Source organism: Paenirhodobacter sp., from assembly GCF_047600745.1.
Classification (GTDB): domain Bacteria; phylum Pseudomonadota; class Alphaproteobacteria; order Rhodobacterales; family Rhodobacteraceae; genus Rhodobacter.
Genome location: NZ_JASGKI010000001.1, coordinates 664,261 through 687,812, shown reverse-complemented (window position 1 = coordinate 687,812; position 23,552 = coordinate 664,261). Strand labels below are relative to the sequence as shown.

The 23,552-nt window shown below is 63.3% G+C and carries 36 protein-coding genes; 35 read left to right on the top strand and 1 reads right to left on the bottom strand.

Annotated elements, in window-relative coordinates; genetic code table 11:
• Positions 1-71 precede the first annotated feature (71 nt).
• The 18 genes from QM789_RS03705 to rplP all read left to right on the top strand — a co-directional run bounded on the left by QM789_RS03705 (position 72) and on the right by rplP (position 13,530).
• Entirely contained in the window at positions 72-779 is a 708-nt protein-coding gene (locus QM789_RS03705) for a glycosyltransferase family 2 protein (protein ID WP_420350608.1), read from the top strand.
• Positions 776-1,075 (top strand): lipid-A-disaccharide synthase N-terminal domain-containing protein, encoded by a 300-nt coding sequence (locus QM789_RS03700; protein ID WP_420350607.1) that lies wholly within the window; start codon positions 776-778, stop codon positions 1,073-1,075. The genes QM789_RS03705 and QM789_RS03700 overlap by 4 nt, the downstream gene beginning before the upstream one ends.
• Positions 1,059-2,483, top strand: coding sequence for an ArnT family glycosyltransferase (locus QM789_RS03695; protein WP_420350606.1), 1,425 nt, complete (start codon positions 1,059-1,061; stop codon positions 2,481-2,483). The genes QM789_RS03700 and QM789_RS03695 overlap by 17 nt, the downstream gene beginning before the upstream one ends.
• Positions 2,467-3,162: a phosphatase PAP2 family protein gene (locus QM789_RS03690; RefSeq protein WP_420350605.1), complete on the top strand. Its 696-nt coding sequence runs from the start codon at positions 2,467-2,469 to the stop codon at positions 3,160-3,162. The genes QM789_RS03695 and QM789_RS03690 overlap by 17 nt, the downstream gene beginning before the upstream one ends.
• Positions 3,163-3,408: 246 nt before the next feature.
• The gene (gene rpsL, locus QM789_RS03685; protein WP_128180653.1) at positions 3,409-3,780 is read left to right on the top strand and encodes a 30S ribosomal protein S12; all 372 of its coding nucleotides are present in this window, start codon (positions 3,409-3,411) and stop codon (positions 3,778-3,780) included.
• Between the two features lie 12 nt (positions 3,781-3,792).
• A complete protein-coding gene (gene rpsG, locus QM789_RS03680; protein ID WP_420350604.1) occupies positions 3,793-4,263 on the top strand; it encodes a 30S ribosomal protein S7 in 471 nt (156 codons plus the stop codon).
• Positions 4,264-4,277: 14 nt separating this feature from the next.
• Positions 4,278-6,392: an elongation factor G gene (fusA, locus tag QM789_RS03675; protein WP_420350603.1), complete on the top strand. Its 2,115-nt coding sequence runs from the start codon at positions 4,278-4,280 to the stop codon at positions 6,390-6,392.
• A gap of 62 nt (positions 6,393-6,454) precedes the next feature.
• Positions 6,455-7,630, top strand: a complete 1,176-nt coding sequence (tuf, locus tag QM789_RS03670; RefSeq protein ID WP_420350602.1) for an elongation factor Tu — start codon at positions 6,455-6,457, stop codon at positions 7,628-7,630.
• 284 nt (positions 7,631-7,914) lie between these two features.
• A complete protein-coding gene (locus QM789_RS03665; RefSeq protein WP_420350601.1) occupies positions 7,915-8,547 on the top strand; it encodes a hypothetical protein in 633 nt (210 codons plus the stop codon).
• 242 nt (positions 8,548-8,789) lie between these two features.
• On the top strand, positions 8,790-9,098 hold the full coding sequence (gene rpsJ / locus QM789_RS03660) for a 30S ribosomal protein S10 (protein ID WP_013066043.1): 309 nt from the start codon (positions 8,790-8,792) through the stop codon (positions 9,096-9,098).
• Between the two features lie 11 nt (positions 9,099-9,109).
• Positions 9,110-9,838, top strand: a complete 729-nt coding sequence (gene rplC / locus QM789_RS03655; protein WP_420350600.1) for a 50S ribosomal protein L3 — start codon at positions 9,110-9,112, stop codon at positions 9,836-9,838.
• On the top strand, positions 9,835-10,455 hold the full coding sequence (gene rplD, locus QM789_RS03650) for a 50S ribosomal protein L4 (protein ID WP_420350599.1): 621 nt from the start codon (positions 9,835-9,837) through the stop codon (positions 10,453-10,455). The genes rplC and rplD overlap by 4 nt, the downstream gene beginning before the upstream one ends.
• Positions 10,452-10,748, top strand: a complete 297-nt coding sequence (locus QM789_RS03645) for a 50S ribosomal protein L23 (protein WP_420350598.1) — start codon at positions 10,452-10,454, stop codon at positions 10,746-10,748. The genes rplD and QM789_RS03645 overlap by 4 nt, the downstream gene beginning before the upstream one ends.
• A 134-nt stretch (positions 10,749-10,882) precedes the next feature.
• A complete protein-coding gene (rplB, locus tag QM789_RS03640; protein WP_420350597.1) occupies positions 10,883-11,719 on the top strand; it encodes a 50S ribosomal protein L2 in 837 nt (278 codons plus the stop codon).
• A 3-nt stretch (positions 11,720-11,722) separates the two neighbouring features.
• Complete coding sequence (gene rpsS, locus QM789_RS03635) at positions 11,723-12,001, top strand: 30S ribosomal protein S19 (RefSeq protein ID WP_420350596.1); 279 nt, start codon at positions 11,723-11,725, stop codon at positions 11,999-12,001.
• Positions 12,002-12,006: 5 nt separating this feature from the next.
• Entirely contained in the window at positions 12,007-12,387 is a 381-nt protein-coding gene (gene rplV, locus QM789_RS03630; RefSeq protein ID WP_420350595.1) for a 50S ribosomal protein L22, read from the top strand.
• The gene (gene rpsC, locus QM789_RS03625) at positions 12,387-13,103 is read left to right on the top strand and encodes a 30S ribosomal protein S3 (protein ID WP_420350594.1); all 717 of its coding nucleotides are present in this window, start codon (positions 12,387-12,389) and stop codon (positions 13,101-13,103) included. Before rplV ends, rpsC begins: the two co-directional genes overlap by 1 nt.
• A 13-nt stretch (positions 13,104-13,116) precedes the next feature.
• Complete coding sequence (gene rplP, locus QM789_RS03620) at positions 13,117-13,530, top strand: 50S ribosomal protein L16 (protein ID WP_420350593.1); 414 nt, start codon at positions 13,117-13,119, stop codon at positions 13,528-13,530.
• 110 nt (positions 13,531-13,640) lie between these two features.
• Here the strand turns inward: rplP and QM789_RS03615 are convergent, their stop codons facing one another.
• Positions 13,641-14,162 carry a hypothetical protein gene (locus QM789_RS03615; RefSeq protein ID WP_420350592.1) on the bottom strand — a complete coding sequence of 174 codons (522 nt, stop codon included), beginning with the start codon at positions 14,160-14,162 and terminating at the stop codon, positions 13,641-13,643.
• 208 nt (positions 14,163-14,370) lie between these two features.
• On the opposite strand from QM789_RS03615, the gene rpmC reads away from it, so the two are divergent.
• From rpmC to rpsK, 17 genes are all read left to right on the top strand, one after another.
• On the top strand, positions 14,371-14,571 hold the full coding sequence (gene rpmC / locus QM789_RS03610; RefSeq protein WP_420350591.1) for a 50S ribosomal protein L29: 201 nt from the start codon (positions 14,371-14,373) through the stop codon (positions 14,569-14,571).
• A gap of 12 nt (positions 14,572-14,583) precedes the next feature.
• The gene (rpsQ, locus tag QM789_RS03605) at positions 14,584-14,817 is read left to right on the top strand and encodes a 30S ribosomal protein S17 (RefSeq protein WP_420350590.1); all 234 of its coding nucleotides are present in this window, start codon (positions 14,584-14,586) and stop codon (positions 14,815-14,817) included.
• A 75-nt stretch (positions 14,818-14,892) separates the two neighbouring features.
• A complete protein-coding gene (gene rplN / locus QM789_RS03600) occupies positions 14,893-15,261 on the top strand; it encodes a 50S ribosomal protein L14 (protein ID WP_420350589.1) in 369 nt (122 codons plus the stop codon).
• Entirely contained in the window at positions 15,261-15,566 is a 306-nt protein-coding gene (gene rplX / locus QM789_RS03595; RefSeq protein WP_420350588.1) for a 50S ribosomal protein L24, read from the top strand. The genes rplN and rplX overlap by 1 nt, the downstream gene beginning before the upstream one ends.
• Entirely contained in the window at positions 15,566-16,126 is a 561-nt protein-coding gene (rplE, locus tag QM789_RS03590) for a 50S ribosomal protein L5 (RefSeq protein WP_420350587.1), read from the top strand. The genes rplX and rplE overlap by 1 nt, the downstream gene beginning before the upstream one ends.
• A 19-nt stretch (positions 16,127-16,145) precedes the next feature.
• The gene (gene rpsN / locus QM789_RS03585) at positions 16,146-16,451 is read left to right on the top strand and encodes a 30S ribosomal protein S14 (RefSeq protein WP_420350586.1); all 306 of its coding nucleotides are present in this window, start codon (positions 16,146-16,148) and stop codon (positions 16,449-16,451) included.
• 12 nt (positions 16,452-16,463) lie between these two features.
• Entirely contained in the window at positions 16,464-16,862 is a 399-nt protein-coding gene (gene rpsH / locus QM789_RS03580; RefSeq protein ID WP_420350585.1) for a 30S ribosomal protein S8, read from the top strand.
• A 10-nt stretch (positions 16,863-16,872) separates the two neighbouring features.
• Complete coding sequence (gene rplF, locus QM789_RS03575) at positions 16,873-17,406, top strand: 50S ribosomal protein L6 (RefSeq protein WP_420350584.1); 534 nt, start codon at positions 16,873-16,875, stop codon at positions 17,404-17,406.
• A gap of 11 nt (positions 17,407-17,417) precedes the next feature.
• The gene (gene rplR, locus QM789_RS03570; RefSeq protein WP_420350583.1) at positions 17,418-17,777 is read left to right on the top strand and encodes a 50S ribosomal protein L18; all 360 of its coding nucleotides are present in this window, start codon (positions 17,418-17,420) and stop codon (positions 17,775-17,777) included.
• A 109-nt stretch (positions 17,778-17,886) separates the two neighbouring features.
• Positions 17,887-18,444, top strand: coding sequence for a 30S ribosomal protein S5 (gene rpsE, locus QM789_RS03565; protein WP_420350582.1), 558 nt, complete (start codon positions 17,887-17,889; stop codon positions 18,442-18,444).
• A 12-nt stretch (positions 18,445-18,456) separates the two neighbouring features.
• Positions 18,457-18,648, top strand: a complete 192-nt coding sequence (gene rpmD / locus QM789_RS03560) for a 50S ribosomal protein L30 (RefSeq protein WP_420350581.1) — start codon at positions 18,457-18,459, stop codon at positions 18,646-18,648.
• Positions 18,649-18,717: 69 nt separating this feature from the next.
• Positions 18,718-19,776 (top strand): hypothetical protein, encoded by a 1,059-nt coding sequence (locus QM789_RS03555; RefSeq protein ID WP_420350580.1) that lies wholly within the window; start codon positions 18,718-18,720, stop codon positions 19,774-19,776.
• Between the two features lie 117 nt (positions 19,777-19,893).
• Positions 19,894-20,364, top strand: coding sequence for a 50S ribosomal protein L15 (gene rplO, locus QM789_RS03550; RefSeq protein WP_420350579.1), 471 nt, complete (start codon positions 19,894-19,896; stop codon positions 20,362-20,364).
• A gap of 104 nt (positions 20,365-20,468) precedes the next feature.
• Positions 20,469-21,830, top strand: a complete 1,362-nt coding sequence (secY, locus tag QM789_RS03545) for a preprotein translocase subunit SecY (RefSeq protein ID WP_420350578.1) — start codon at positions 20,469-20,471, stop codon at positions 21,828-21,830.
• Between the two features lie 18 nt (positions 21,831-21,848).
• On the top strand, positions 21,849-22,505 hold the full coding sequence (locus QM789_RS03540; protein ID WP_420350577.1) for an adenylate kinase: 657 nt from the start codon (positions 21,849-21,851) through the stop codon (positions 22,503-22,505).
• Positions 22,506-22,666: 161 nt separating this feature from the next.
• Positions 22,667-23,035 carry a 30S ribosomal protein S13 gene (gene rpsM / locus QM789_RS03535; RefSeq protein ID WP_420350754.1) on the top strand — a complete coding sequence of 123 codons (369 nt, stop codon included), beginning with the start codon at positions 22,667-22,669 and terminating at the stop codon, positions 23,033-23,035.
• Between the two features lie 15 nt (positions 23,036-23,050).
• Positions 23,051-23,440 (top strand): 30S ribosomal protein S11, encoded by a 390-nt coding sequence (gene rpsK / locus QM789_RS03530; RefSeq protein ID WP_420350576.1) that lies wholly within the window; start codon positions 23,051-23,053, stop codon positions 23,438-23,440.
• Positions 23,441-23,552 lie beyond the last annotated feature (112 nt).

Genomic DNA, 23,552 nt, shown 5'->3' with positions numbered 1-23,552 from the left:
GCTCCGTTTACAACCCATCGGGCAGCGGTTAATAAAAGCCGCTCCCGACCCCGGGCAGAGAGGGCCTTTCAGTGACAGATATATCCATCGTGATTCCCGCGAAGAACGAAGCGGAGAATATCGAGGCTCTGCTCGACGGGATCGACGCGGCGATGGCCGGGCACGATTACGAGGTGATCGTGGTCGATGATGCCTCGGATGACGGGATGGCAGCGGTTCTGGCGGCCCGGCAGGCGCCGCATCTGCGGGTGCTGCGCCACGACCGTTCGGGCGGGCAATCGGCGGCAGTGCATTCCGGCGTGAGGGCCGCGCGCGGGGCGATCTGCTGCACGCTGGACGGCGACGGGCAGAACCCGCCCGGAGAACTGCCGAAGCTGCTGGCGCCGCTCGCCGATCCTGCGGTGGGGCTGGTGGCCGGACAGCGTGTCGGGCGGCAGGATAGCTGGTCGAAACGCTATGCCTCGAAATTCGCGAATGCGCTGCGGGCGCGGGTGCTGCACGACCATACCCGAGACACCGGCTGCGGGCTGAAGGGGTTCCGGCGCGACGCCTTTCTGGAGCTGCCCTATTTCGACCACATGCACCGCTACCTGCCCGCGCTGTTCACGCGTGACGGCTGGCAGGTGGCGCATGTCGATGTCAGCCACCGGCCGCGCGGGGGCGGGCACTCGCATTACAACAACCTTCAGCGCGGGCTGGTCGGGATTTCGGATCTGATGGGCGTCGCCTGGCTGATCCGCCGCCGCAAGAAGGCGCGACCGACCGAGGTGACGCGATGACCGAATGGCTCGAACGCCTGTTTCATGTCGACTCGGTGAGCGAACTGCTCTGGGTGCTTTTCGGTTTCGCCGCGCAGTTGATGTTCACGGCGCGCTTCGTGGTGCAATGGATCGCCTCCGAACGCGCGAAGGATTCCGTCATGCCGGTGGCCTTCTGGTATTTCTCGCTCGCGGGCGGGGTGATGCTGCTCAGCTATGCCGTCTACCGCGCCGATCCGGTGTTCATCCTGGGGCAGGGGCTGGGTGTGGTCATCTATATGCGCAATCTCTGGCTGATCCATGCAAAGCGCCGATAGGACCGGCTGGCTTCGGCCCGCGCTGGCCTTTGTCGCCGCGCTGACGGCGCTGCGGCTGCTGGCGCTGGCCTTCGACCGCACCGATATTTTCGTCGACGAGGCGCAATACTGGCTCTGGGGTCAGCGGCTGGATTTCGGCTATTATTCGAAGCCGCCGCTGATCGGCTGGGTGATCCGGCTGGTGACGGATCTGGCGGGGTCGGATGCGCCGTTCTGGCTGCGGATGCCGGGGGCGCTGCTGCATGGGATCACGGCGCTGATCCTGGGGGCGCTGGCGGCGCGGATCGCGGGGGCGAAGGCGGCGCTGTGGACGGCGGTGCTTTACGTTTCGCTGCCTTTCGTGGCCGTCGGCTCGGTGATGATCTCGACCGATACGGTGATGGCGCCGTTCTATGCGGGTGCCGCGTTGTTCTTCTGGCGCGCGGGCGAGACGCGGGCGCCACGCGATGCGCTGATTGCGGGGGTCTGCACCGGCGCGGCCTTCATGGCGAAATATGTGGCCTTCTACATGTTCATGGGGGCGGGGCTGGCGATGCTGTTCGTGCCCGCGCGGCGGATCGGCTGGCGCAATACGGTGCTGATGGGGCTGGCCTTTGCCGTGGTGATCGCGCCCAATGTGGTCTGGAACCTGACGCATCAACTGGCGACCGTCGAGCATACGATGGACAATGTTGGCTGGGTGCGCACGGGGGCGGCGCTGAACTGGGCGTCGATGGCGGAATTCGTCCTGAGCCAGTTCGGTGTGTTCGGCCCGGTGACGATGGCGGCGCTGCTCTGGGCGATCGTGCGGGGGCGTGGCGGGGATGTCCGGGCGCTGGCGCTTCTGTCGCTGCCGCCGCTGATCGTCGTCACGGTGCAGGCGCTTCTGGGCAAGGCCTATGCGAACTGGGCGGTGGCGGCCTATTTCACCGGGGTGATCGCAGCGGTGCTGATGCTGCCGCCCTGGGGTCGATGGGCGGCGCTGGTGGTCAATATGGTGGCGGCGCTGCTGGTGCCGCTGCTGATCGTGGCGGCGCCCTGGCCGGAACTCCATGGCAAGCCCGCGCTGAACCGCTATCTGGGCCGGGCCGAGCTGAGCCGCCGCATCCTAGCGCTGGCGCAGGCCGAGGATGTGCCGGTCTATGCGTCGGACCGCGATATCCTCGCCGATCTGTTCTATATCGGACGGGATGCGGGCGTGACGGTCTATGCCCCGCGTGCCGAGGGTCGGCCGCGCAACTATTACGAACAGAACTTCCCGTTGCCCGAAGGCTTCGATGGCCGCATTCTGGTGATCCGGCGCGGTCCGATGGATTGCGGGCAGGGCGATGTGCCGCCTGCCGGGATCCTGAATGCGTCGGGTGTCTGGGCGGGGAAGAACATCACCCCCTATATTGTGACAGGAGACTGCCTTGCTGCCGCGGATTGACCTGAGCCTGACTGGACGTTGGTTGCTGGCGGGATGGCTGGCGGCGGGGGTGCTGTTCTGGGGCGCGCCGTCGGTCGATCTGGATATTGCGCGGCTGTTCTGGCGCGACGGCGCCGGGTTCACGCTGATCGACCGGCCGCTGTGGGACTTTCTGCGCAATGCGCTGTGGAATGCGGAGATCGTGGTCTTCGCTGTTGCGCTGGTCGCGTGGATCCGCGCGGGGCTGAAGGGGCGCGACGTGCTGGGGATGGGTGCGCGGGCCTGGGGCTTTGTCGCGGGGCTGTTCCTGCTGGCGCCGGGTCTTTTGGCGAATGGATGGCTGAAAAGCCATTCGGGGCGGGCGCGTCCGGCGGATATTATCGAATTCGGCGGCGACCGGCTGTTCACACCGGCGGGAAGTTTCGCGGATCAATGCGCGAAGAACTGCGCCTTCGTCTCGGGCGAAGTCTCCGCCGCCGTGGCGCTAGGTGTGGCGCTGTGGCTGGTGTCGGCGGTCTGGCGGCTGGAGCCGTGGCAGCGGATCTATCTGCGGGTGGCGGGCGTTCTGATCCCGGTTTTCATCACGGTGCAGCGGCTCACGACGGGGCGGCACTTCGCCTCGGATGCGGTCTTTGCCACGCTGCTCACGCTCGCCGTGGGCTGGGGGCTCTACGCCCTCCTGACGTGGAGGCGCGGTTGACAAGGCGGGCGACTCCGCCTATAGCGCGAGCCACCTGACGGGCGCAGTCTGCCCGGCGGGAACATTTCTGGTAAGATCCGGGCCGACAACCCAGATCCTCTGGGACATCGGCACATCCGCGGCCTTCGGGCGGGGGATGGAATTGGCGTTTCATGATCCGCATGAAACGTCGTCGAGAAGTGGCGCGTCAAGATGCGGGAAACCGGGTTCTGGCGCGAGTATTGACAGAGCAAGACGGGGAACCGAATGCCTACCATCCAGCAGCTGATCCGCAAGCCGCGGCAGCCCAAGGTGGTGCGATCCAAGTCGCAACACCTTCAGCAGTGCCCGCAGAAGCGCGGTGTCTGCACGCGCGTCTATACCACGACGCCGAAGAAACCGAACTCCGCTATGCGTAAGGTCGCCAAGGTGCGCCTGACGAACGGCTTCGAGGTCATCTCCTACATCCCGGGCGAAAAGCACAACCTGCAAGAACACTCCGTTGTTCTGATCCGCGGCGGCCGTGTGAAGGACCTTCCGGGTGTCCGTTACCACATCCTGCGCGGTGTGCTGGATACCCAAGGCGTCAAGGATCGTCGTCAACGCCGGTCGAAGTACGGCGCGAAGCGGCCGAAGTGAGGAGTGTGAAATATGTCTCGTCGTCACGCCGCTGAAAAACGCGAAGTCCTGCCCGACGCCAAGTATGGCGACCGGGTTCTGACCAAGTTCATGAACAACCTGATGATCGACGGCAAGAAATCTGTCGCCGAACGCATCGTCTACAACGCGCTGGAGCGCGTAGAGGGCAAGCTGAAGCGCGAGCCGGTGGAAGTGTTCCACGAAGCGCTCGACAACGTGAAGCCGGCCGTCGAAGTCCGGTCGCGCCGCGTCGGCGGGGCCACCTACCAGGTTCCGGTCGAAGTGCGTCCGACCCGCCGTGAGGCGCTGGCGATCCGCTGGCTGATCACGGCCGCGAAGAACCGCAACGAACACACGATGGAAGAGCGTCTGGCGGGCGAACTGCTCGACGCGATGAATTCGCGTGGTTCGGCTGTGAAGAAGCGCGAAGACACCCACAAGATGGCCGATGCCAACAAGGCATTCAGCCACTACCGCTGGTAAGAGAGGAAGCCCTCATGGCACGCGAATACCCCCTCGACCTTTACCGCAACTTCGGGATCATGGCCCACATCGACGCGGGCAAGACCACCACGACCGAGCGGATCCTGTACTACACCGGAAAGTCGCACAAGATCGGCGAAGTCCACGACGGCGCCGCGACGATGGACTGGATGGAACAGGAGCAGGAACGGGGCATCACCATCACCTCGGCTGCGACCACCACCTTCTGGCAGCGCACCGTGGACGGTACCCATGAGGGTCCGAAGTATCGGTTCAACATCATCGACACCCCCGGCCACGTCGACTTCACCATCGAAGTCGAACGTTCGCTGGCGGTGCTCGATGGTGCGGTCTGCCTGCTCGATGCCAACGCCGGTGTCGAACCGCAGACCGAAACCGTCTGGCGTCAGGCCGACCGCTACAAGGTTCCGCGGATCGTCTACGTCAACAAGATGGACAAGATCGGCGCGGACTTCTTCAAGTGCGTGCAGATGATCAAGGACCGCACCGGCGCGACCCCGTGCCCGATCGCCCTGCCGATCGGCGCCGAGGACAAGCTGGAAGGCATCGTCGACCTCGTTCTGATGAAGGAATGGGTCTACCAGGGCGAAGACCTGGGCGCCTCGTGGGAAATCCGCGACATCCGTGACGAGTTGAAGGACGTGGCCGATGAGTGGCACGGCAAGCTGGTCGAACTGGCTGTCGAGCAGGACGACGCGGCGATGGAAGCCTATCTCGAAGGCACCGAGCCGGATGTGGACACCCTGCGCAAGCTGATCCGCAAGGGCACGCTGGCGATGGCCTTCGTTCCGGTGACCGCAGGTTCGTCGTTCAAGAACAAGGGCGTTCAGCCGGTTCTGAACTCGGTGATCGACTACCTGCCGAGCCCGCTCGACGTGCCGGCCTATGTCGGCTTCGCCCCGGGCGACGAGACGGAAACCCGGAACATCGAACGGCATCCGGCGGATAGCGAACCCTTCTCGGCGCTGGCGTTCAAGATCATGAACGACCCCTTCGTCGGTTCGCTGACCTTCACCCGGATCTACTCGGGCCAGATGAAGAAGGGCGATTCGATCCTCAATGCCACCAAGGGCAAGAAGGAACGCGTCGGCCGGATGATGATGATGCACGCCATCAACCGCGAGGAAATCGAAGAAGCCTTCGCGGGCGACATCATCGCGCTGGCGGGTCTGAAGGAAACCACCACGGGGGATACGCTTTGCGATCCCGCGAAGCCGGTGGTTCTGGAAACCATGACCTTCCCCGAGCCGGTGATCGAAATCGCCGTCGAGCCGAAGTCGAAGGCCGACCAGGAAAAGATGGGCCTCGCGCTGGCACGTCTGGCGGCCGAAGATCCGTCCTTCCGCGTCGAGACCAACTTCGAGTCGGGCCAGACGATCATGAAGGGCATGGGCGAACTTCACCTCGACATCCTCGTCGACCGCATGCGGCGCGAGTTCAAGGTCGAGGCGAATATCGGTGCGCCGCAGGTGGCCTATCGTGAAACGATCTCGCAAGAGGCGGAAATCGACTACACGCACAAGAAACAGACCGGTGGCACCGGTCAGTTCGCGCGCGTGAAGCTGGTGATCACGCCGACCGAGCCGGGCGAAGGCTATTCGTTCGAGTCGAAGATCGTCGGCGGTGCGGTTCCGAAGGAATATATCCCGGGTGTCGAAAAGGGCATCAAGTCGGTCATGGACTCCGGTCCGCTGGCGGGCTTCCCGGTGATCGACTTCAAGGTCGCGCTGATCGACGGTGCGTTCCACGACGTCGACTCCTCGGTGCTGGCGTTCGAAATCGCGACCCGTGCGGCGATGCGCGAAGGCCTCAAGAAGGCCGGCGCGAAGCTGCTCGAACCGATCATGAAGGTCGAAGTGGTGACCCCGGAAGAGTATACCGGCGGCATCATCGGCGACCTGACCTCGCGTCGGGGCATGGTGCAGGGGCAGGACACGCGCGGCAACGCGAACGTGATCAACGCCTTCGTGCCGCTCGCGAACATGTTCGGCTACATCAACAACCTGCGTTCGATGTCCTCGGGCCGTGCGGTCTTCACCATGATCTTCGATCACTACGAAGCCGTTCCGCAGAACATCTCGGACGAGATCCAAAAGAAATACGCGTGATGTGAGGGCGCCGGGGCAACCCGGCGCCAGCGCCCACGTTTCAGGAACACCAGGAGGCCAGTATGGCAAAGGCAAAGTTTGAACGGACGAAACCGCACGTCAACATCGGGACGATTGGTCACGTTGACCATGGGAAGACGACGCTGACGGCGGCGATCACGAAGTATTTCGGTGAATTCAAGGCCTACGACCAGATCGACGGAGCGCCGGAAGAGAAGGCGCGCGGGATCACGATCTCGACGGCGCACGTTGAGTATGAGACCGAGAAGCGCCATTATGCGCACGTCGACTGCCCCGGCCACGCGGACTATGTGAAGAACATGATCACCGGCGCGGCGCAGATGGACGGCGCGATCCTGGTTGTGAACGCCGCGGACGGCCCGATGCCGCAAACGCGCGAGCACATCCTGCTCGGCCGTCAGGTGGGCATCCCCTACATGGTCGTCTACATGAACAAGATCGACCAGGTTGACGACGAAGAGCTGCTGGAGCTCGTGGAAATGGAAATCCGCGAACTGCTGTCGGCCTACGGCTATCCGGGCGACGACATTCCGATCGTGAAGGGTTCGGCGCTGGCGGCGCTGGAAGGCCGCGATCCGGAAATCGGCGAGCATTCGATCCGTGCGCTGCTGTCGGCGGTCGACGACTACATCCCGACGCCGGAACGCGCCGTGGACCTGCCGTTCCTGATGCCGATCGAAGACGTGTTCTCGATCTCGGGCCGCGGGACCGTGGTGACCGGCCGTGTCGAGCGCGGCGCGGTGAACGTGGGTGACGAACTGGAAATCGTCGGCATCCGCCCGACGAAGAAGACCACCTGCACCGGCGTTGAAATGTTCCGCAAGCTGCTGGATCGCGGCGAGGCGGGCGACAACATCGGCGCGCTGCTGCGCGGTGTGGACCGTGACGGCGTGGAACGCGGTCAGGTTCTGGCGAAGCCGGGCTCGGTGACGCCGCACACCGAGTTCGAGGCCGAAGCCTACATCCTGACGAAGGAAGAAGGCGGTCGCCACACGCCGTTCTTCGCGAACTACCGGCCGCAGTTCTACTTCCGCACGACGGACGTGACCGGGACGGTGAAGCTGCCGGAAGGCACCGAAATGGTGATGCCGGGCGACAACCTGAAGTTCACGGTCGAACTGATCGCCCCGATCGCGATGGAAGAAAAGCTGCGCTTCGCCATCCGCGAAGGCGGCCGCACCGTCGGCGCGGGCGTCGTCTCGAAGATCCTCAAGTGATCTTGTCCTGATCGGACAACAAAGGCCGCCCTCCGGGGCGGCCTTTTGCATGGCGGCGGCGGTTTTCACACGCGCCGGGCGGACCCGCTGGGCAGGTCGGCGGAACGTCTCCCCCGTGCGACAGGGAGCGAAGCCGCACAGGCGTGGGCGTTGGTTTTCCGTGATGCCCCTGAAATCGGGATGTGTCGTGGTTGCTTCGGGAAGCCGGATGTGTGGGGTAATGCCCCATTGTGTCTGGTTCCGGGGCTGCCTATGGTCGGACATCGGTCATCCGGAGAGCATCTGTGGCACGAGAGCATCGCGGGAATAATCTGTTTTCATTGGACCTGGAGGCTATTGAACGGGTTCTTTCCGACGCGAATGCGGGGCTGGTTGAGGAGGTGAGGGCGCATCTGGACCGGCATCAATCGCTGCTTCAGGGCGGTCCGTCGCCGGAGTCCGCTGCGGCGCTGCATCAATTCCGAGAGGAAACCAAAGCCCTGCTCAAGAAGGTCGGGAAGGTCAGGCTGCAAGACGGGCGGCCTTTCACCGATGCAACGAAAACGATCAAGGCCTGGTTCGACGGTCTGGAGCGGGATCTGAAACGTGCGGACGCCGAGTTGCGCGACAGACTCGACCACGTTCTGTCAACGGCGCCCGCGTCGGGGGCGGAGCCGGCAAGGGGACCGGAGGAGATCGGGCATGCCCGGAATGCCGGGGTGATCGTCATGGCCCATTCTGATGCCGGAGGGCCGGTGGAGGCGCGTGTTCCGAGAGAATGGACGGTTTCGGATTTCGACCGTGAAAAGATGGACTTCAATGCGTTGAGAGATCATTTCACCGATCACGCGATAAGGTCGGCCTTGGACAAGCATCTGAAGGCTGCCGGTCCCAACCTCCTTGAGGGCGTTGACTATATACTGGGCGTGAAGAAATAGCCGGATGGCCCATCCCGGGGCTGTCGGGGTCCGGGCGATGAGGATGGGGCGAAGCGGCTTGACGCAGCCGCGCTTTTCCTCCATAGCACCGCAGCATTGCCATTCTGACGAGAATCGGCGCGCTTAAGGGCGTGGCTGCCGGGTATGGTGGCCTGTCTTTGTTTTATGTGGTTCGATGCAGGCGTCGCATTCGGCGGTGTCTGCCTCTCAACCTTCCAGGCCCCTGCGAGAGGCAAGACTAAATGAGTGGTCAAAATATCCGCATCCGGCTCAAGGCGTTCGATTACCGCGTGCTGGACGCCAGCACCCAGGAAATCGTCAACACCGCGAAGCGCACGGGTGCACAGGTGCGCGGTCCGATTCCGCTGCCGAACAAGATCGAGAAATTTACGGTTCTCCGTGGTCCGCACATCGACAAGAAGTCGCGCGACCAGTGGGAAATCCGCACGCACAAGCGTCTTCTGGACATCGTTGACCCGACCCCGCAAACCGTGGACGCGCTGATGAAGCTCGACCTCGCTGCGGGTGTCGATGTCGAGATCAAGGTCTGAGGAGGTTCACCATGACTCAACGTTCTGGTGTTATCGCCAAGAAGCTGGGCATGACCCGGCTGTTCCTCGAAGACGGCAAGCAGGTTCCGGTGACGGTTCTGCAACTCGACGCGCTGCAAGTCGTGGCACAACGCACCGAAGAGAAGGATGGCTACACCGCTGTTCAGCTCGGCGCGGGCGAAGCCAAGGCGAAGCGGACGACGGCGGCGATGCGTGGCCATTTCGCGAAAGCGAATGTGGCGCCGAAGCGCAAGCTGGCGGAATTCCGCGTCGATCCGGAAAACCTGATCGAAGTGGGCGCGGAGATTTCGGCCGAGCACTACAATGCCGGTCAGTTCGTCGACATCGCCGGCACCTCGATCGGTAAGGGCTTCGCGGGCGTCATGAAGCGGCACAACTTCGGCGGTCTGCGGGCCTCGCACGGTGTGTCGATTTCGCACCGTTCGCATGGTTCGACCGGCCAGTGCCAGGATCCGGGCAAGGTGTTCAAGGGCAAGAAGATGGCTGGCCATCTGGGCGCCGTGCGTGTGACCACGCAGAACATCCAGGTCGTCAAGACCGATGCCGAGCGTGGCCTGATCCTCGTGAAGGGCTCGGTGCCCGGCGCGAAGGGTGGCTGGGTCACCGTCAAGGATGCCGTCAAGAAGCCGCTGCCGTCGGACGTTCCGTTCCCGGCCGCTCTGAAGGGCGCCGCTGCTGCTCCGGCCGAAGAAGTTTCGGTCGAAGGGGGTGAAGCATGAAACTCGATGTGATCAAGCTCGACGCCGGCAAGGCCGGTGAAATCGAACTCGCCGATGACATCTTCGGTCTGGAGCCGCGTGCGGACATCCTGCACCGCGTCGTGCGCTGGCAGCGTGCGAAGGCCCAGGCAGGCACCCATTCGGTGCTGGGCAAGTCGGACGTCAGCTATTCGACGAAGAAGATCTACAAGCAGAAGGGCACCGGCGGCGCACGTCACGGGTCCAAGAAGGCTCCGATCTTCCGTCACGGTGGCGTCTACAAGGGCCCGACCCCGCGGTCGCACGCCCATGACCTGCCGAAGAAGTTCCGTGCGCTCGGCCTGAAGCATGCGCTTTCGGCCAAGGCGAAGGCGGGCAACCTGGTCGTTCTCGATGTGGCGGAACTCGCCGAAGCCAAGACCAAGCTGCTGGCCAAGGCCGCGAAGGAACTGGGCTGGAAGAAGGTTCTGGTGATCGACGGTGCCGAAGTGAACCAGAACTTCCTGGTCGCCTCGCGCAACATCGAAGGCCTGGACATCCTGCCGTCGATGGGCGCGAACGTCTATGACATCCTGCGTCGTGAGACCCTGGTCATCACGAAGGCCGGTGTCGAAGCTCTGGAGGCTCGCCTGAAATGAGCGCGAAACCCGAACATTACGATGTGATCGTGAAGCCCGTCATCACCGAAAAGGCCACCATGGCCTCGGAAAATGGTGCGGTGGTCTTCCGCGTGGCCCCCACGGCCACCAAGCCCGCGATCAAGGAAGCGGTCGAGGCGCTCTTCGGCGTCAAGGTCAAGGCGGTGAATACGCTGGTGACCAAGGGCAAGACCAAGCGGTTCCGCGGTCAGGCCGGGGTCCGCTCGGACGTCAAGAAAGCCTATGTGACGCTCGAAGACGGAAACACCATCGACGTTTCCACGGGCCTCTGATAGAAGCCACACGAATCTCGCGGGCCCCTCGCCGGGCCCGCTGAGTTTTATGGTCCCGGGCAACCGGGAACGTGAGCCGGGGGCAACCCCTGAACGAACGGACCTATGGTCCAAAGCAACGGAAGACAGAGAGCATGGCACTCAAGTCGTATAAACCGACGACGCCTGGCCAGCGTGGGCTGGTTCTGATCGACCGTTCGGAGCTTTGGAAAGGTCGTCCCGTCAAAGCCCTCACCGAGGGTCTGATCAAGACGGGCGGCCGGAACAATACCGGACGCGTCACGATGTGGCACAAGGGCGGCGGCGCGAAGCGTCTCTACCGGGTTGTCGATTTCAAGCGTCGCAAGTTCGATATCGCGGCGACCGTCGAGCGGATCGAATACGATCCGAACCGGACCGCGTTCATCGCGCTGGTGAAATATGCGGATGGCGAACTGGCCTACATCCTGGCGCCGCAGCGCCTTGCTGTTGGTGATACGGTGATCGCCGGCGCGAAGCAGGACATCAAGCCGGGCAACGCGATGCCGTTCTCGGGGATGCCGATCGGCACGATCGTCCATAACGTCGAACTGAAGCCCGGCAAGGGTGGCCAGTTGGCGCGCGCCGCGGGCACCTATGCCCAGTTCGTCGGCCGTGACGGCGGCTATGCCCAGATCCGCCTGTCCTCGGGCGAACTGCGCATCGTGCGTCAGGAATGCATGGCGACCATCGGTGCCGTGTCGAACGCCGACCACTCCAACCAGAACTTCGGCAAGGCTGGCCGGATGCGTCACAAGGGCATCCGCCCGACAGTCCGCGGTGTTGCGATGAACCCGATCGACCACCCGCATGGCGGTGGTGAAGGCCGGACCTCGGGTGGCCGGACCCCGGTGACGCCCTGGGGCAAGGACACCAAGGGCAAGAAGACCCGCTCGAACAAGAAGACGGACAAGTACATTCTCCGTTCGCGCAAAGCTAAGAAGGGTCGTTAAGATATGGCACGTTCTGTTTGGAAAGGCCCGTTCGTTGACGCCTACCTTCTGAAGAAGGCGGAGAAGTCGCGCGCATCGGGCAAAAGCGACGTCATCAAGATCTGGTCGCGTCGCTCGACCATCCTGCCGCAATTCGTTGGTCTGACGTTCGGGGTCTACAACGGCCAGAAGCATATCCCGGTCAACGTGACCGAGGAAATGATCGGCCAGAAGTTCGGTGAATATGCACCGACCCGGACCTACTACGGTCATGCCGCCGACAAAAAAGCCAAGAGGAAGTAAGAGCCATGGGTAAGGAACAAAATCCGCGCCGCGTGGCGGACAATGAAGCCTTCGCGAAAACGAAGATGCTTCGCACCTCGCCGCAGAAACTGAATCTCGTCGCCGCGCTGATCCGCGGCAAGAAGGTGGACAAGGCGCTGGCCGACCTCACCTTCTCGAACAAGCGGATCTCGGCGGACGTGAAGAAGTGCCTGCAATCGGCCATCGCCAACGCTGAAAATAACCACGGCCTCGACGTCGACAGCCTGGTCGTCGCGGAAGCCTGGGTCGGCAAGAACCTGGTCATGAAGCGTGGTCGTCCGCGTGCCCGTGGCCGCTTCGGCAAGATCATGAAGCCGTTTTCGGAAATCACCATCAAGGTGCGTCAGATCGAGGAGCGTGCGTAATGGGACAGAAGGTCAACCCGATCGGGATGCGCCTCCAGGTCAACCGCACCTGGGACAGCCGCTGGTTCGCGGAGTCGAAGGACTACGGCGATCTGCTGCTCGAAGATCTGAAGATGCGCGACTTCATCCATGAGGAAGTCAAGCAGGCCGGCATCAGCCGCGTGATCATCGAGCGTCCGCACAAGAAATGCCGCGTCACCATCTTTGCCGCACGCCCGGGCGTGATCATCGGCAAGAAGGGCGCGGACATCGAGACGTTGCGCAAGAAGCTCGCGAACTTCACCAAGTCCGAACTGCACCTGAACATCGTCGAAGTCCGCAAGCCGGAACTCGACGCGCAGCTGGTGGCCGAGTCGATCGCGCAACAGCTGGAGCGCCGGGTGTCGTTCCGCCGTGCGATGAAGCGTGCGGTGCAGAACGCGATGCGCATGGGTGCCCTGGGCATCCGGGTCAACGTCGGTGGCCGCCTCGGCGGGGCCGAAATCGCCCGGACCGAGTGGTATCGCGAAGGCCGCGTGCCGCTGCATACGCTGCGCGCCGACATCGACTATGCGCTGTCCGAAGCGTCGACCCCCTACGGGATCATCGGCGTGAAGGTCTGGATCTTCAAGGGCGAGATCATGGAACATGATCCGCAGGCGCGTGACCGCAAGCAAGCCGAAGCCCAAGAGGGTCCGGCTCCGCGCGGTCCGCGTCGTGACCGCGACGCGCGCTGAGGAGTAGGGAAAGATGCTGCAACCGAAACGGACGAAGTTCCGCAAACAGCACAAGGGCCGGATCCACGGCGAAGCCAAGGGCGGTTTCGCCCTGAACTTCGGCTCCTTCGCCCTCAAGGCTACCGAACCGGAGCGGGTCACCGCCCGTCAGATCGAAGCGGCCCGCCGCGCGATCACCCGCCACATGAAGCGTCAGGGTCGCGTCTGGATCCGGGTGTTCCCGGATGTGCCGGTGTCCTCGAAGCCGACCGAAGTGCGGATGGGTAAAGGCAAGGGCTCCGTCGATTACTGGGCGGCCCGCGTTCACCCCGGCCGGATCATGTTCGAAATCGACGGCGTGTCGGAAACGATCGCCCGCGAGGCCCTGCGCCTCGGCGCGAACAAGCTGCCGGTCCTGACCCGGATCGTGGCCCGCGAAGACTGGTAATTCTGAGCGGAATCGTGAAACAGACAGCGCCCGTCGATGAAAATCGGCGGGCGTTTTCTATTTGCACGGGGCAATCCCGGATAGCACCGCCTGAAGGCGGGGTGTTCCGATCAGTCGCCGCGGTCTTCCAATTCCTGCGACAGCCGGAAATTGAGGTCGGCCATCCCGGTGCGATAGCTATAGGGGAGCCAGATCCGGGTGCCGTCTGCACCGATGAAGCTGATCGACTCGGTGATCGGGTGAACGACGATCCGCTCCAGTTGATCGAAAGGGATATATTTCACCCGGAAGGGCAGGCGGCGCAGTTCCAGCCCATCGGCGTTCCAGCGCAGACGCGTGACGAAGATCTCCCAGAACAGCCACCAGAAGGCGGCGGTCATCGCCAGGAAGGCCACGATCACCGGCCAGGGTTCCGCGAACAATGTGGCGCCTTTGCGCAGAAGGGCGGTGGTCGGCATGGCGACGATCGCGACCGTGATGAGCTTCATCGGCAGGCCGAAATAGGCATAGGTCCAGCCGTCGCGGCTGTGCGCCCGCCCGCGTCCGGCCCAGACGCCAAGACCCCATGTCAGCCCGGCGACAAGCGCCAGTTGAACCGTGGTCCGGTATTCCCCGATGTCCTCCCAGAACAAGGTGTGCTCCCTTTCAAATTGCCTGCTGCGCAGCATATCGGGCCGCGCGCGTGGGGGAAGGGCAGGTTTTACTTGCCCTTTCGGGCCTGAACCTGTATGCGGGCACATCTTGCGGATTCGGGTCTCCCGGAGCCGTGGATTCTGTAATAACCCACCGGAGCCAAGGTGACCCCTCGCGGGCCTTCCGGTGCCAACAAAGGACCGTGGGATGAAAGCCCAAGAACTCAAGGCGAAAACGCCTGATGAGCTTCGCGACGCGCTCGTTGCGCTGAAGAAGGAAGCCTTCAACCTCCGCTTCCAGCAGGCCACCGGCCAGCTTGAGAACACCGCCCGTATGCGCGCCGTCCGCAAGGATGTGGCCCGTGTGATGACGGTGCTGAACGCCCAAGCCGCCGAAGCCGCGAAGTAAGGAGTTCTTCCGATGCCCAAACGTATCCTGCAAGGTGTCGTCACCTCGGACAAGAACGATCAGACGATCACCGTCCTCGTGGAGCGCCGCTTCAAGCATCCGCTGCTGCAAAAGACGGTGCGGAAGTCGAAGAAATACCGCGCCCATGACGCGGAAAACACTTTCAAGACCGGCGATTCCGTCCGTATCGAGGAATGCGCGCCGATCTCGAAAACCAAACGCTGGAAGGTCGTCGTCGAAGCCTGAATTCGTTCAGGCCCGGCGACAGACGTCAGTTTGTCGAAACCCTGGAACTAGTTTCCAAAGGTCGGGAGTAACCCAATGATCCAGATGCAGACCAATCTGGATGTTGCTGACAATTCCGGAGCCCGGAAGGTTCAGTGCATCAAGGTTCTGGGCGGTTCGCACCGCCGCTACGCATCCGTGGGCGACATCATCGTGGTGTCGGTCAAGGAAGCGATTCCGAAGGGGCGCGTGAAGAAGGGGGATGTCCGCAAGGCCGTCGTCGTCCGCACCGCCAAGGAAGTCCGTCGCGAAGACGGCACGTCGATCCGTTTCGACCGCAACGCCGCTGTCATCCTGAACAACCAGGGCGAACCGGTCGGCACCCGTATCTTCGGGCCGGTCGTGCGCGAACTGCGTGCGAAGAGCTTCATGAAGATCATCTCGCTTGCGCCGGAGGTGCTGTAATGGCTGCGAAACTCCGTAAGGGCGACAAGGTCGTCGTGCTCACCGGCAAGGACAAGGGCAAGCAGGGCGAGATTTCGTCCGTGTCGCCCAAGGACAATAAGGCCGTCGTGGAAGGCGTGAACACCGCCATCCGCCACACCCGCCAGTCGCAAACCTCGCAAGGCGGCCGGATCGCGAAGGCGATGCCGATCGACCTGTCGAACCTCGCGCTGGTCGATGCCAACGGCAAGGCCACCCGCGTCGGCTTCCGTCTCGAAGACGGCAAGAAGGTGCGTTTCGCCAAGACCACCGGGGAGGCGATCTGATGCTCGACCAAGCCACCTATACCCCGCGCCTGAAGACGCTGTATCGCGAAAAGATCCGCGCGGCGCTGAAGGAAGAGTTCAGCTTCAAGAACGACATGCAGATCCCGCGTCTGGACAAGATCGTGATCAACATGGGCGTCGGCGAAGCCGTGAAGGACACCAAGAAGGTCAAGCAGGCGGCCGAGGAGCTGACGCTCATCGCCGGTCAGAAGGCAGTCATCACCCATGCGAAGAAGTCGGTCGCCGGCTTCCGCGTGCGGGAAGAGATGCCGCTGGGCTGCAAGGTGACCCTCCGTGGTGACCGGATGTATGAATTCCTGGACCGCCTGATCAACGTGGCGCTGCCGCGCGTTCGCGACTTCCGCGGCGTGAAGGGCACCTCGTTCGACGGCAACGGGAACTATGCGATGGGCCTGAAGGAACAGATCGTGTTCCCGGAAATCGACTTCGATAAGGTCGATGAGGTGCTCGGCATGGACATCATCATCTGCACCACCACCAAAGTGGACGCGGAAGCAAAGGCGCTGTTGAAGCAATTCAACATGCCCTTCAACAGCTGATCCGCGGGAGACACACCTTATGGCCAAGAAATCCATGGTTGAACGCGAAGTGAAGCGCGCGAAGCTGGTGAAGCAATACGCCAACAAGCGCGCCTCGCTGAAGGCGATCATCGAAGACCAGTCCCTTCCGATGGAAGATCGCTTCAAGGCGACGCTGAAACTGGCGGAACTGCCCCGCAACTCGTCGGCTGTCCGGCTGCACAACCGCTGCCAGCTCACCGGCCGTCCCCATGCTTACTACCGTAAGCTCAAACTCTCGCGGATCATGCTGCGCGAACTGGCCTCCTTTGGCCAGATCCCGGGCATGGTGAAGTCGAGCTGGTAAGGGAGAACGGGAATGTCTGTGAACGACCCCATCGGCGATATGCTGACCCGTATCCGCAACGCGCAGATGCGCGGCAAGTCCACCGTCCGCACCCCCGCGTCGAAGCTGCGCGCCTGGGTTCTGGACGTGCTGGCGGCGGAAGGCTACATCCGTGGCTATGAAAAGAAGGAAGGCGCGAAGGGCCTGCCGGAACTCGAAATCTCGCTGAAGTATTTCGAAGGCACCCCCGTCATCCGTGAACTGAAGCGCGTGTCGACCCCCGGCCGCCGCGTCTATGCTTCGGTGAAGGAGATCCCGACGGTCCGCCAGGGCCTTGGCATCTCGATCGTCTCCACGCCGAAAGGCGTCATGACGGACGCGGCTGCACGCACTGCCAATGTTGGCGGTGAAGTGCTCTGCACCGTGTTCTAAGGAGGTTCGCATGTCTCGTATTGGTAAGAAACCGGTCGAGCTGCCCGCTGGCGTGAGCGCCAAGCTGGATGGCCAGACCATCGAAGTGAAGGGGCCGAAGGGCACCCGCAGCTTCACCGCCACCGACGACGTGACGATCACCCTCGACGGCAACACCGTGAAGGTGACGCCGCGCGGGACTTCGAAGCGCGCCCGCCAGCAATGGGGCATGGCGCGTTCGATGATCGAGAACCTCGGCGTCGGCGTCACCACCGGCTTCAAGAAAGAGCTCGAAATTCAAGGTGTGGGTTACCGCGCCGCGATGCAGGGCAAGGTTCTGAAGCTCTCGCTCGGCTATTCGCACGAAGTGAATTTCGAGGTTCCGGAAGGGGTCACCGTGACCTCGGCCAAGCCGACCGAAATCACCGTGGAAGGCATCGACCAGCAACTCGTTGGTCAGGTTGCCGCGAATATCCGCGAATGGCGGCAGCCGGAGCCCTATAAGGGCAAGGGCATCCGCTACAAGGGCGAGTATGTCTTCCGCAAGGAAGGCAAGAAGAAGTAAGGGTGGCGAAAATGGCGAACAACAAACGCGATCTGTTCCTCAAGCGCCGCCTGCGCGTGCGGAACAAGCTCCGTGCGATGGCCAACGGGCGTGCGCGCCTGTCGGTGTATCGTTCCTCGAAGAACATCAGCGTGCAGCTGATCGACGACGTAAAGGGCGTGACCCTGGCGGCGGCATCGACCCTCGAAAAGGATTTCGGTGTCGTCGGCAAGAACAACGTCGAAGCGGCGGCGAAGATCGGTGCGGCGATCGCGGAACGCGCGAAGGCGGCGGGTGTCGAAGAATGCTACTTCGACCGTGGCGGCTTCCTGTTCCACGGCAAGATCAAGGCTCTTGCCGATGCGGCCCGCGAAGGTGGTCTGAAGTTCTGATCCGGTGGGCGGCGTCTGCGCCGCCCCGATGATCCGGGAGTGGTCTTCGGGCCACTCACCAGGATTGGTATTTACGGCGTGAACTGCGCCATCACGAAAGGAATGCCTTATGGCAGAACGGGAAAACCGTCGGGACCGTCGCGAACGCGAGGAAACCCCGGAATTCGCCGATCGCCTCGTTGCGATCAACCGCGTCTCGAAGACCGTGAAGGGCGGGAAGCGCTTCGGTTTTGCGGCTCTCGTCGTCGTCGGTGACCAGCGCGGTCGCGTCGGCTTCGGCAAGGGCAAGGCCAAGGAAGTGCCGGAAGCGATCCGCAAGGCGACCGAACAGGCGAAGCGTTCGCTGGTTCGCGTTCCGCTGCGCGACGGCCGCACGCTGCACCACGATGTCGAAGGCCGTCATGGCGCCGGCAAGGTGGTGATGCGCACCGCCGTTCCCGGGACCGGGATCATCGCGGGTGGTCCGATGCGGGCCGTGTTCGAGATGCTGGGTGTGCAGGACGTTGTTGCGAAGTCGATCGGCTCGCAGAACCCCTACAACATGATCCGGGCCACGCTCGACGGTCTGAAGAAGGAAGCCTCGCCCCGTCACGTCGCGCAACGCCGCGGCAAGAAGGTTGCGGACATCCTGCCGAAGACCGAGACCGCTGAAGCGGCCGAAGCCTGAGGAGACTGAGACATGTCCAAGAAAACCATCGTCGTGCAGCAGGTCGCTTCGGCCGCCCGCCGTCCCGCGATCCAGACCGCGACCCTGAAGGGCCTCGGGCTGAACAAGATCCGCCGCACCCGTGAGCTGGAAGATACCCCGGCGGTTCGCGGCATGGTCAACAAGATCCCGCATCTTGTGAAGATCATCGAAGAGCGTGGCTGAGCCCCGTTCCGTGTGAATGCAGCAAACCCCGGCCTTTGTGCCGGGGTTTGTCATGTCTGGACCTCTATGATGCAAGACCTTGCCCTGATCTATGTGCTGGATCCGCCCGCGCTGGTGGGAGACAGCATCATCCTGCTCAGCACGATCCGCGCCCGGATGGGGGATGTCCCGGTCATCGCCTATGTGCCGCAGGAGAAGCGCGCCGAATTGCCGCCCTTCATCACGGCCTTTCACGCGGCGATGGGGGCCGAAATCCGCTTCATGCCGACGGAGGGAGTCTTTGCGACGCCGTATCGGCACGGAAACAAGATCCTTGCGTGCTGTCAGCCGCGCGATGCGCGCTTTACCCTGTTCCTGGATACCGATGTGGCGGTGACGCGCGCGTTTTCACGGGCGCAGATGGTGGGGGAGGGGGAGGTCGGCGTCGTGCCCGAAGGGGTGATCACCTGGGGCGCGACTCTGTCGGACTGGCAGAGGGTTTACGACCGTTTTGGCATGGCGCTGCCCAATGAACGTGTCACGCTGACCCGTTCGGGGCGTGAGAGTTTGCCCTACTACAATGCGGGCGTCGTGGCCTTTCCGACCGGTTCGGATTTCGCACGACTTTGGCTGGAGACGGCCCTTGCGCTCGATGCCGACGAATCGTTGCCCAACCGGCGGCCCTGGCTGGATCAGATCGCGCTTCCGGTGGCGATCCGCCGCGCCGGGCTGCGCGACCGGGTGTTGGGGCGGGAGTGGAACCTGTCGGTTTCGCCCCGGAAGGGCGGGCATAGCGAAGCCGATGTCGCGCAGCTTGATGCCGCCGATGCGCGAATCGTGCATCACCATCAGCCGGTGTTCCTGTGCGGGACGCGCTACGAGCGGATCGTGGATGCCGCTCTGGCGCGGGCGACGATCTATCCCGACCTGGCCACGATGATCGCGCCGTCCCGCGCGCGGGAGGCGCACCGGGCCGAGGTCTGGCGCCGGTTCCGGGAATTGAAGGTGAAGCCCGACCGGACCGCGGCGGAGACGCAGGAACTGAAGGATCTGGGCGCGGAAAAGGCCGCGCTGAAGGCGGAGATGAAGGCCCCGGATGTCGCGCGCTATTGGCCCGCGTCGATCCTGCGCGATGCGGAGAGGGGTTGATCTGCGGGGCATCGCCCTTTATACGCGCGCGGTGGCCCCGTGCCATCGTATCAACAAGAAACGCCGCGTGCTCCCTTCTGTCGCTTGTGAGGGGGTTTCCGGCCAAGGAGAAGCGACATGAAACTCAATGAACTGCGCGACAACGAAGGCGCTGCCCGCAAGAAGAAGCGCGTTGCGCGCGGCCCGGGTTCGGGCAAGGGCAAGACCGCCGGTCGCGGGATCAAGGGCCAGAAGTCCCGCTCGGGCGTGGCGCTGAACGGCTACGAAGGCGGCCAGATGCCGCTCTACCGGCGTCTGCCGAAGCGCGGCTTCACCAAGCCGAACCGCCTGAGCTACGCCGTCGTCAACCTCGGCCTGATCGCGAAGTTCATCGCCGAAGGCAAGATCGACGGCAAGGCCGAGATCACCGAGGACGTGCTGGTGGCTTCGGGCCTCGTGCGCCGCAAGCTGGATGGCGTGCGCGTCCTGGCGAAGGGTGAAATCGGCGCGGCTGTCACGCTGACCGTCACCGGCGCCTCGAAGTCGGCGATCGAAGCCGTCGAAAAGGCGGGCGGCAAGCTGAACGTTGCCGCTGCTGCCGCTGAATAAGCGGTTGTGGGCGGGCTTCGGCCCGCTTACATAGGCAACAGTTTTCCAGGCGCCGCCGACCGGGAAACGGTCGCGCGGCGCCTCTCGCATGAAAGAGACGGCATATGGCTTCTGCTGCAGAGCAAATGGCGGCGAACCTCAGCTGGGGTGCCCTGAGCAAGGCGACCGAGCTGCGGCAGCGCATCTTCTTCACCATCGGGCTGCTGATCATCTACCGGCTCGGCACCTATATCCCGGTCCCCGGCATTGATGCTGACGCGCTGCGCAACTTCATGTCGGGCGCGGCGGCGGGGCTGGGCGGGATCCTGTCGATGTTCACCGGCGGCGCGCTTGGCCGGATGGGGATCTTCGCGCTCGGCATCATGCCCTATATCTCGGCTTCGATCATCATCCAGTTGCTGACGGCACTGGTGCCCTCGCTGGAGGCGATGAAGAAGGAAGGCGAGCAGGGCCGCAAGAAGATCAACCAGATCACCCGCTATTCGACCGTCGCCCTCGCGCTGTTCCAAGCCTATGGGTTGGCGAAGTCGCTGGAGGCCGGGGGGCTGGCGCATGAAACGGGGATGTTCTTCATCGCCTCGGTCGTCATCACGCTGGTCGGCGGCACGATGTTCCTGATGTGGCTGGGCGAGCAGATCACCGCGCGCGGTATCGGCAACGGCGTTTCGCTGATCATCTTCGTGGGCATCGTCGCGGAAATCCCCGCCGCTCTGGCGCAGTTCTTCGCGCAGGGCCGGGCGGGCGCGATCTCGACGCCGGTGATTCTGGGCGTGATCGTGATGGTCGTCGCGGTCATCGCCTTCGTCGTGTTCATGGAGCGCGCGCTGCGCAAGATCCATATCCAGTATCCCCGCCGCCAGGTCGGCATGAAGGTCTATGACGGCGGTTCGAGCCATCTGCCGATCAAGGTAAACCCGGCGGGCGTCATCCCGGCGATCTTCGCCTCGTCGCTGCTGCTGCTGCCGACCACGATCGCGACTTTCTCCGGCGCGCAGACCGGGCCGGTGATGTCGATGGTGCTGGCCTATTTCGGCCCCGGCCAGCCGCTCTACCTGCTGTTCATGGTCGTGATGATCGTGTTCTTCGCCTATTTCTACACGGCGAACGTGGCCTTCAAATCGGACGAAGTGGCGGACAACCTGAAGAATCAGGGCGGTTTCATCCCCGGCATCCGCCCCGGCAAGAAGACGGAGGACTACCTCGATTACGTCGTGACCCGGGTGCTGGTGATCGGTTCCGCCTATCTGGCCGCGGTCTGCCTGCTACCCGAGATCCTGCGCCATCAACTGGCGGTGCCGTTCTACTTCGGCGGGACTTCGGTTCTGATCGTCGTGTCGGTGACGATGGACACGATCAATCAGGTGCAGTCGCATCTTCTGGCGCATCAATACGAAGGCCTGATCGAACGTTCGCAATTGCGCGGCCGCAAGAAGTCGGGGGCCAAGAAGGCTCCGACGCGCCGCTGATCCGGGGGGACCTACGCAATGACCAACATCATTCTTCTTGGACCGCCGGGTGCGGGGAAGGGGACGCAGGCACGCAAGCTCGTCGAGGAGCGGGGCATGGTGCAGCTGTCGACCGGCGACATGCTGCGCGAGGCCCGGACCTCGGGCACCGAGATGGGCAAGAAGGTCGCCGCGGTGATGGATGCGGGGCAGTTGGTCACCGATGAAATCGTCATCGGCCTGATTGAGGAGAAGCTGAGCACGGTGAAGGCGCCCGGCTTCATCTTCGACGGTTTCCCGCGCACGCTGGGGCAGGCGGATGCGCTCGGCGATCTGCTGGCGAAGCACGGCAGCACGCTGGATGCGGTGATCGAGATGCGGGTCGACGACGCGGCGCTGGTCGCGCGGATCACCGGCCGCTTCACCTGCGGCGACTGCGGCGAGGTCTATCACGACGTCACCAAGCCGACGAAGGTTCCCGGCGTCTGCGATGTCTGCGGCAGCACCAACCTGAAGCGGCGCGCGGATGACAACGAAGACAGCCTGCGCACCCGGCTGATGGAATATTACAAGAAGACCTCGCCGCTGGTCGGCTATTACTACCATGCGAAGAAGCTGCATGTGGTGGATGGTCTGGCGGAGATCGAGGCGGTGGCCGCCGAAATCGCGAAGGTTCTTGACAATCCCGCGACGTGAGATTGCCGCTTGACCTGAGGGGCGAAAGCCTCTAGGTCACGGCGTCCCCCTCGGGGGAATCGCCCGGGTTTCCGGGTAGGAGGGCGCGGGGCATGCGGTTCCGGGCCTAGTTGTGAGAAAAGGTTCTGGTGATACGGAACCGCAACGAAGGGATACACGCTTTGGCACGTATTGCTGGCGTCAACATTCCGACCGGGAAACGCGTCCCGATCGCTCTGACCTATATCGCGGGCATCGGCTCGCATATTGCGAACCAGATCGTTTCCGCCGTCGGCATCGACCCGACCCGCCGTGTGAACGACCTGACCGACGCCGAAGTGCTGTCGATCCGTGAATACATCGACGCCAACCTGACCGTCGAGGGCGACCTGCGTCGCGAAGTCTCGATGAACATCAAGCGCCTGATGGACCTCGGCTGCTACCGCGGCCTGCGTCACCGCAAGAACCTGCCGGTTCGCGGTCAGCGCACCCATACCAACGCCCGCACCCGCAAGGGCCCGGCCAAGCCGATCGCCGGCAAGAAGAAGTAAGGGGAGGCTGACACAATGGCTCGTGACAAGACGCGCGTGAAGCGCAAGGAACGCAAGAACATCGCTGCTGGTGTGGTTCACATCAACTCGTCGTTCAACAACACCAAGATCCTGATCTCGGACGTGCAGGGCAACGCGATTTCGTGGTCCTCCTCGGGCACGATGGGCTTCAAGGGTTCGCGCAAGTCGACCCCCTATGCCGCGCAGATGGCCGCCGAAGACGCCGCCAAGAAGGCGCAGGATCACGGCCTGAAGACGGTCGACGTCGAAGTGCAGGGCCCGGGTTCGGGGCGTAAATCGGCGCTGCGCGCGCTGGCTGCCGTCGGCCTGACCGTCACCTCGATCCGTGACGTGACGCCGATCGCGCATAACGGCTGCCGCCCGCCGAAGCGCCGCCGCGTCTGATCCATCGAATTCCGGCCGGGCCGTGCGGATCGCCGCGCGGCCCGGTCTCTTACGTTTATATCCTCGGGCGTTTCCGGCGTTTGGACATGAGCTGGAGACAGGTATGGAGGCA

What these genes read in the sequence shown, in the direction of transcription:
- rpsJ (WP_013066043.1), top strand. Translation starts at nt 8,790, where the DNA reads ATGAGTGGTCAAAATATCCGCATCCGGCTCAAGGCGTTCGATTACCGC.
- rpsK (WP_420350576.1), top strand. Translation starts at nt 23,051, where the DNA reads ATGGCTCGTGACAAGACGCGCGTGAAGCGCAAGGAACGCAAGAACATC.
- fusA (WP_420350603.1), top strand. Translation starts at nt 4,278, where the DNA reads ATGGCACGCGAATACCCCCTCGACCTTTACCGCAACTTCGGGATCATG.
- rpsN (WP_420350586.1), top strand. Translation starts at nt 16,146, where the DNA reads ATGGCCAAGAAATCCATGGTTGAACGCGAAGTGAAGCGCGCGAAGCTG.
- QM789_RS03700 (WP_420350607.1), top strand. Translation starts at nt 776, where the DNA reads ATGACCGAATGGCTCGAACGCCTGTTTCATGTCGACTCGGTGAGCGAA.
- rplE (WP_420350587.1), top strand. Translation starts at nt 15,566, where the DNA reads ATGCTCGACCAAGCCACCTATACCCCGCGCCTGAAGACGCTGTATCGC.
- rplB (WP_420350597.1), top strand. Translation starts at nt 10,883, where the DNA reads ATGGCACTCAAGTCGTATAAACCGACGACGCCTGGCCAGCGTGGGCTG.
- rpmC (WP_420350591.1), top strand. Translation starts at nt 14,371, where the DNA reads ATGAAAGCCCAAGAACTCAAGGCGAAAACGCCTGATGAGCTTCGCGAC.
- rpmD (WP_420350581.1), top strand. Translation starts at nt 18,457, where the DNA reads ATGTCCAAGAAAACCATCGTCGTGCAGCAGGTCGCTTCGGCCGCCCGC.
- rplV (WP_420350595.1), top strand. Translation starts at nt 12,007, where the DNA reads ATGGGTAAGGAACAAAATCCGCGCCGCGTGGCGGACAATGAAGCCTTC.
- rpsS (WP_420350596.1), top strand. Translation starts at nt 11,723, where the DNA reads ATGGCACGTTCTGTTTGGAAAGGCCCGTTCGTTGACGCCTACCTTCTG.
- rpsC (WP_420350594.1), top strand. Translation starts at nt 12,387, where the DNA reads ATGGGACAGAAGGTCAACCCGATCGGGATGCGCCTCCAGGTCAACCGC.
- rplP (WP_420350593.1), top strand. Translation starts at nt 13,117, where the DNA reads ATGCTGCAACCGAAACGGACGAAGTTCCGCAAACAGCACAAGGGCCGG.
- rplF (WP_420350584.1), top strand. Translation starts at nt 16,873, where the DNA reads ATGTCTCGTATTGGTAAGAAACCGGTCGAGCTGCCCGCTGGCGTGAGC.
- rplO (WP_420350579.1), top strand. Translation starts at nt 19,894, where the DNA reads ATGAAACTCAATGAACTGCGCGACAACGAAGGCGCTGCCCGCAAGAAG.
- QM789_RS03555 (WP_420350580.1), top strand. Translation starts at nt 18,718, where the DNA reads ATGCAAGACCTTGCCCTGATCTATGTGCTGGATCCGCCCGCGCTGGTG.
- rpsH (WP_420350585.1), top strand. Translation starts at nt 16,464, where the DNA reads ATGTCTGTGAACGACCCCATCGGCGATATGCTGACCCGTATCCGCAAC.
- QM789_RS03645 (WP_420350598.1), top strand. Translation starts at nt 10,452, where the DNA reads ATGAGCGCGAAACCCGAACATTACGATGTGATCGTGAAGCCCGTCATC.
- rplC (WP_420350600.1), top strand. Translation starts at nt 9,110, where the DNA reads ATGACTCAACGTTCTGGTGTTATCGCCAAGAAGCTGGGCATGACCCGG.
- rplN (WP_420350589.1), top strand. Translation starts at nt 14,893, where the DNA reads ATGATCCAGATGCAGACCAATCTGGATGTTGCTGACAATTCCGGAGCC.
- secY (WP_420350578.1), top strand. Translation starts at nt 20,469, where the DNA reads ATGGCTTCTGCTGCAGAGCAAATGGCGGCGAACCTCAGCTGGGGTGCC.
- rpsQ (WP_420350590.1), top strand. Translation starts at nt 14,584, where the DNA reads ATGCCCAAACGTATCCTGCAAGGTGTCGTCACCTCGGACAAGAACGAT.
- rpsG (WP_420350604.1), top strand. Translation starts at nt 3,793, where the DNA reads ATGTCTCGTCGTCACGCCGCTGAAAAACGCGAAGTCCTGCCCGACGCC.
- rpsE (WP_420350582.1), top strand. Translation starts at nt 17,887, where the DNA reads ATGGCAGAACGGGAAAACCGTCGGGACCGTCGCGAACGCGAGGAAACC.
- rplX (WP_420350588.1), top strand. Translation starts at nt 15,261, where the DNA reads ATGGCTGCGAAACTCCGTAAGGGCGACAAGGTCGTCGTGCTCACCGGC.
- rplR (WP_420350583.1), top strand. Translation starts at nt 17,418, where the DNA reads ATGGCGAACAACAAACGCGATCTGTTCCTCAAGCGCCGCCTGCGCGTG.
- rpsL (WP_128180653.1), top strand. Translation starts at nt 3,409, where the DNA reads ATGCCTACCATCCAGCAGCTGATCCGCAAGCCGCGGCAGCCCAAGGTG.
- QM789_RS03540 (WP_420350577.1), top strand. Translation starts at nt 21,849, where the DNA reads ATGACCAACATCATTCTTCTTGGACCGCCGGGTGCGGGGAAGGGGACG.
- QM789_RS03695 (WP_420350606.1), top strand. Translation starts at nt 1,059, where the DNA reads ATGCAAAGCGCCGATAGGACCGGCTGGCTTCGGCCCGCGCTGGCCTTT.
- rplD (WP_420350599.1), top strand. Translation starts at nt 9,835, where the DNA reads ATGAAACTCGATGTGATCAAGCTCGACGCCGGCAAGGCCGGTGAAATC.
- tuf (WP_420350602.1), top strand. Translation starts at nt 6,455, where the DNA reads ATGGCAAAGGCAAAGTTTGAACGGACGAAACCGCACGTCAACATCGGG.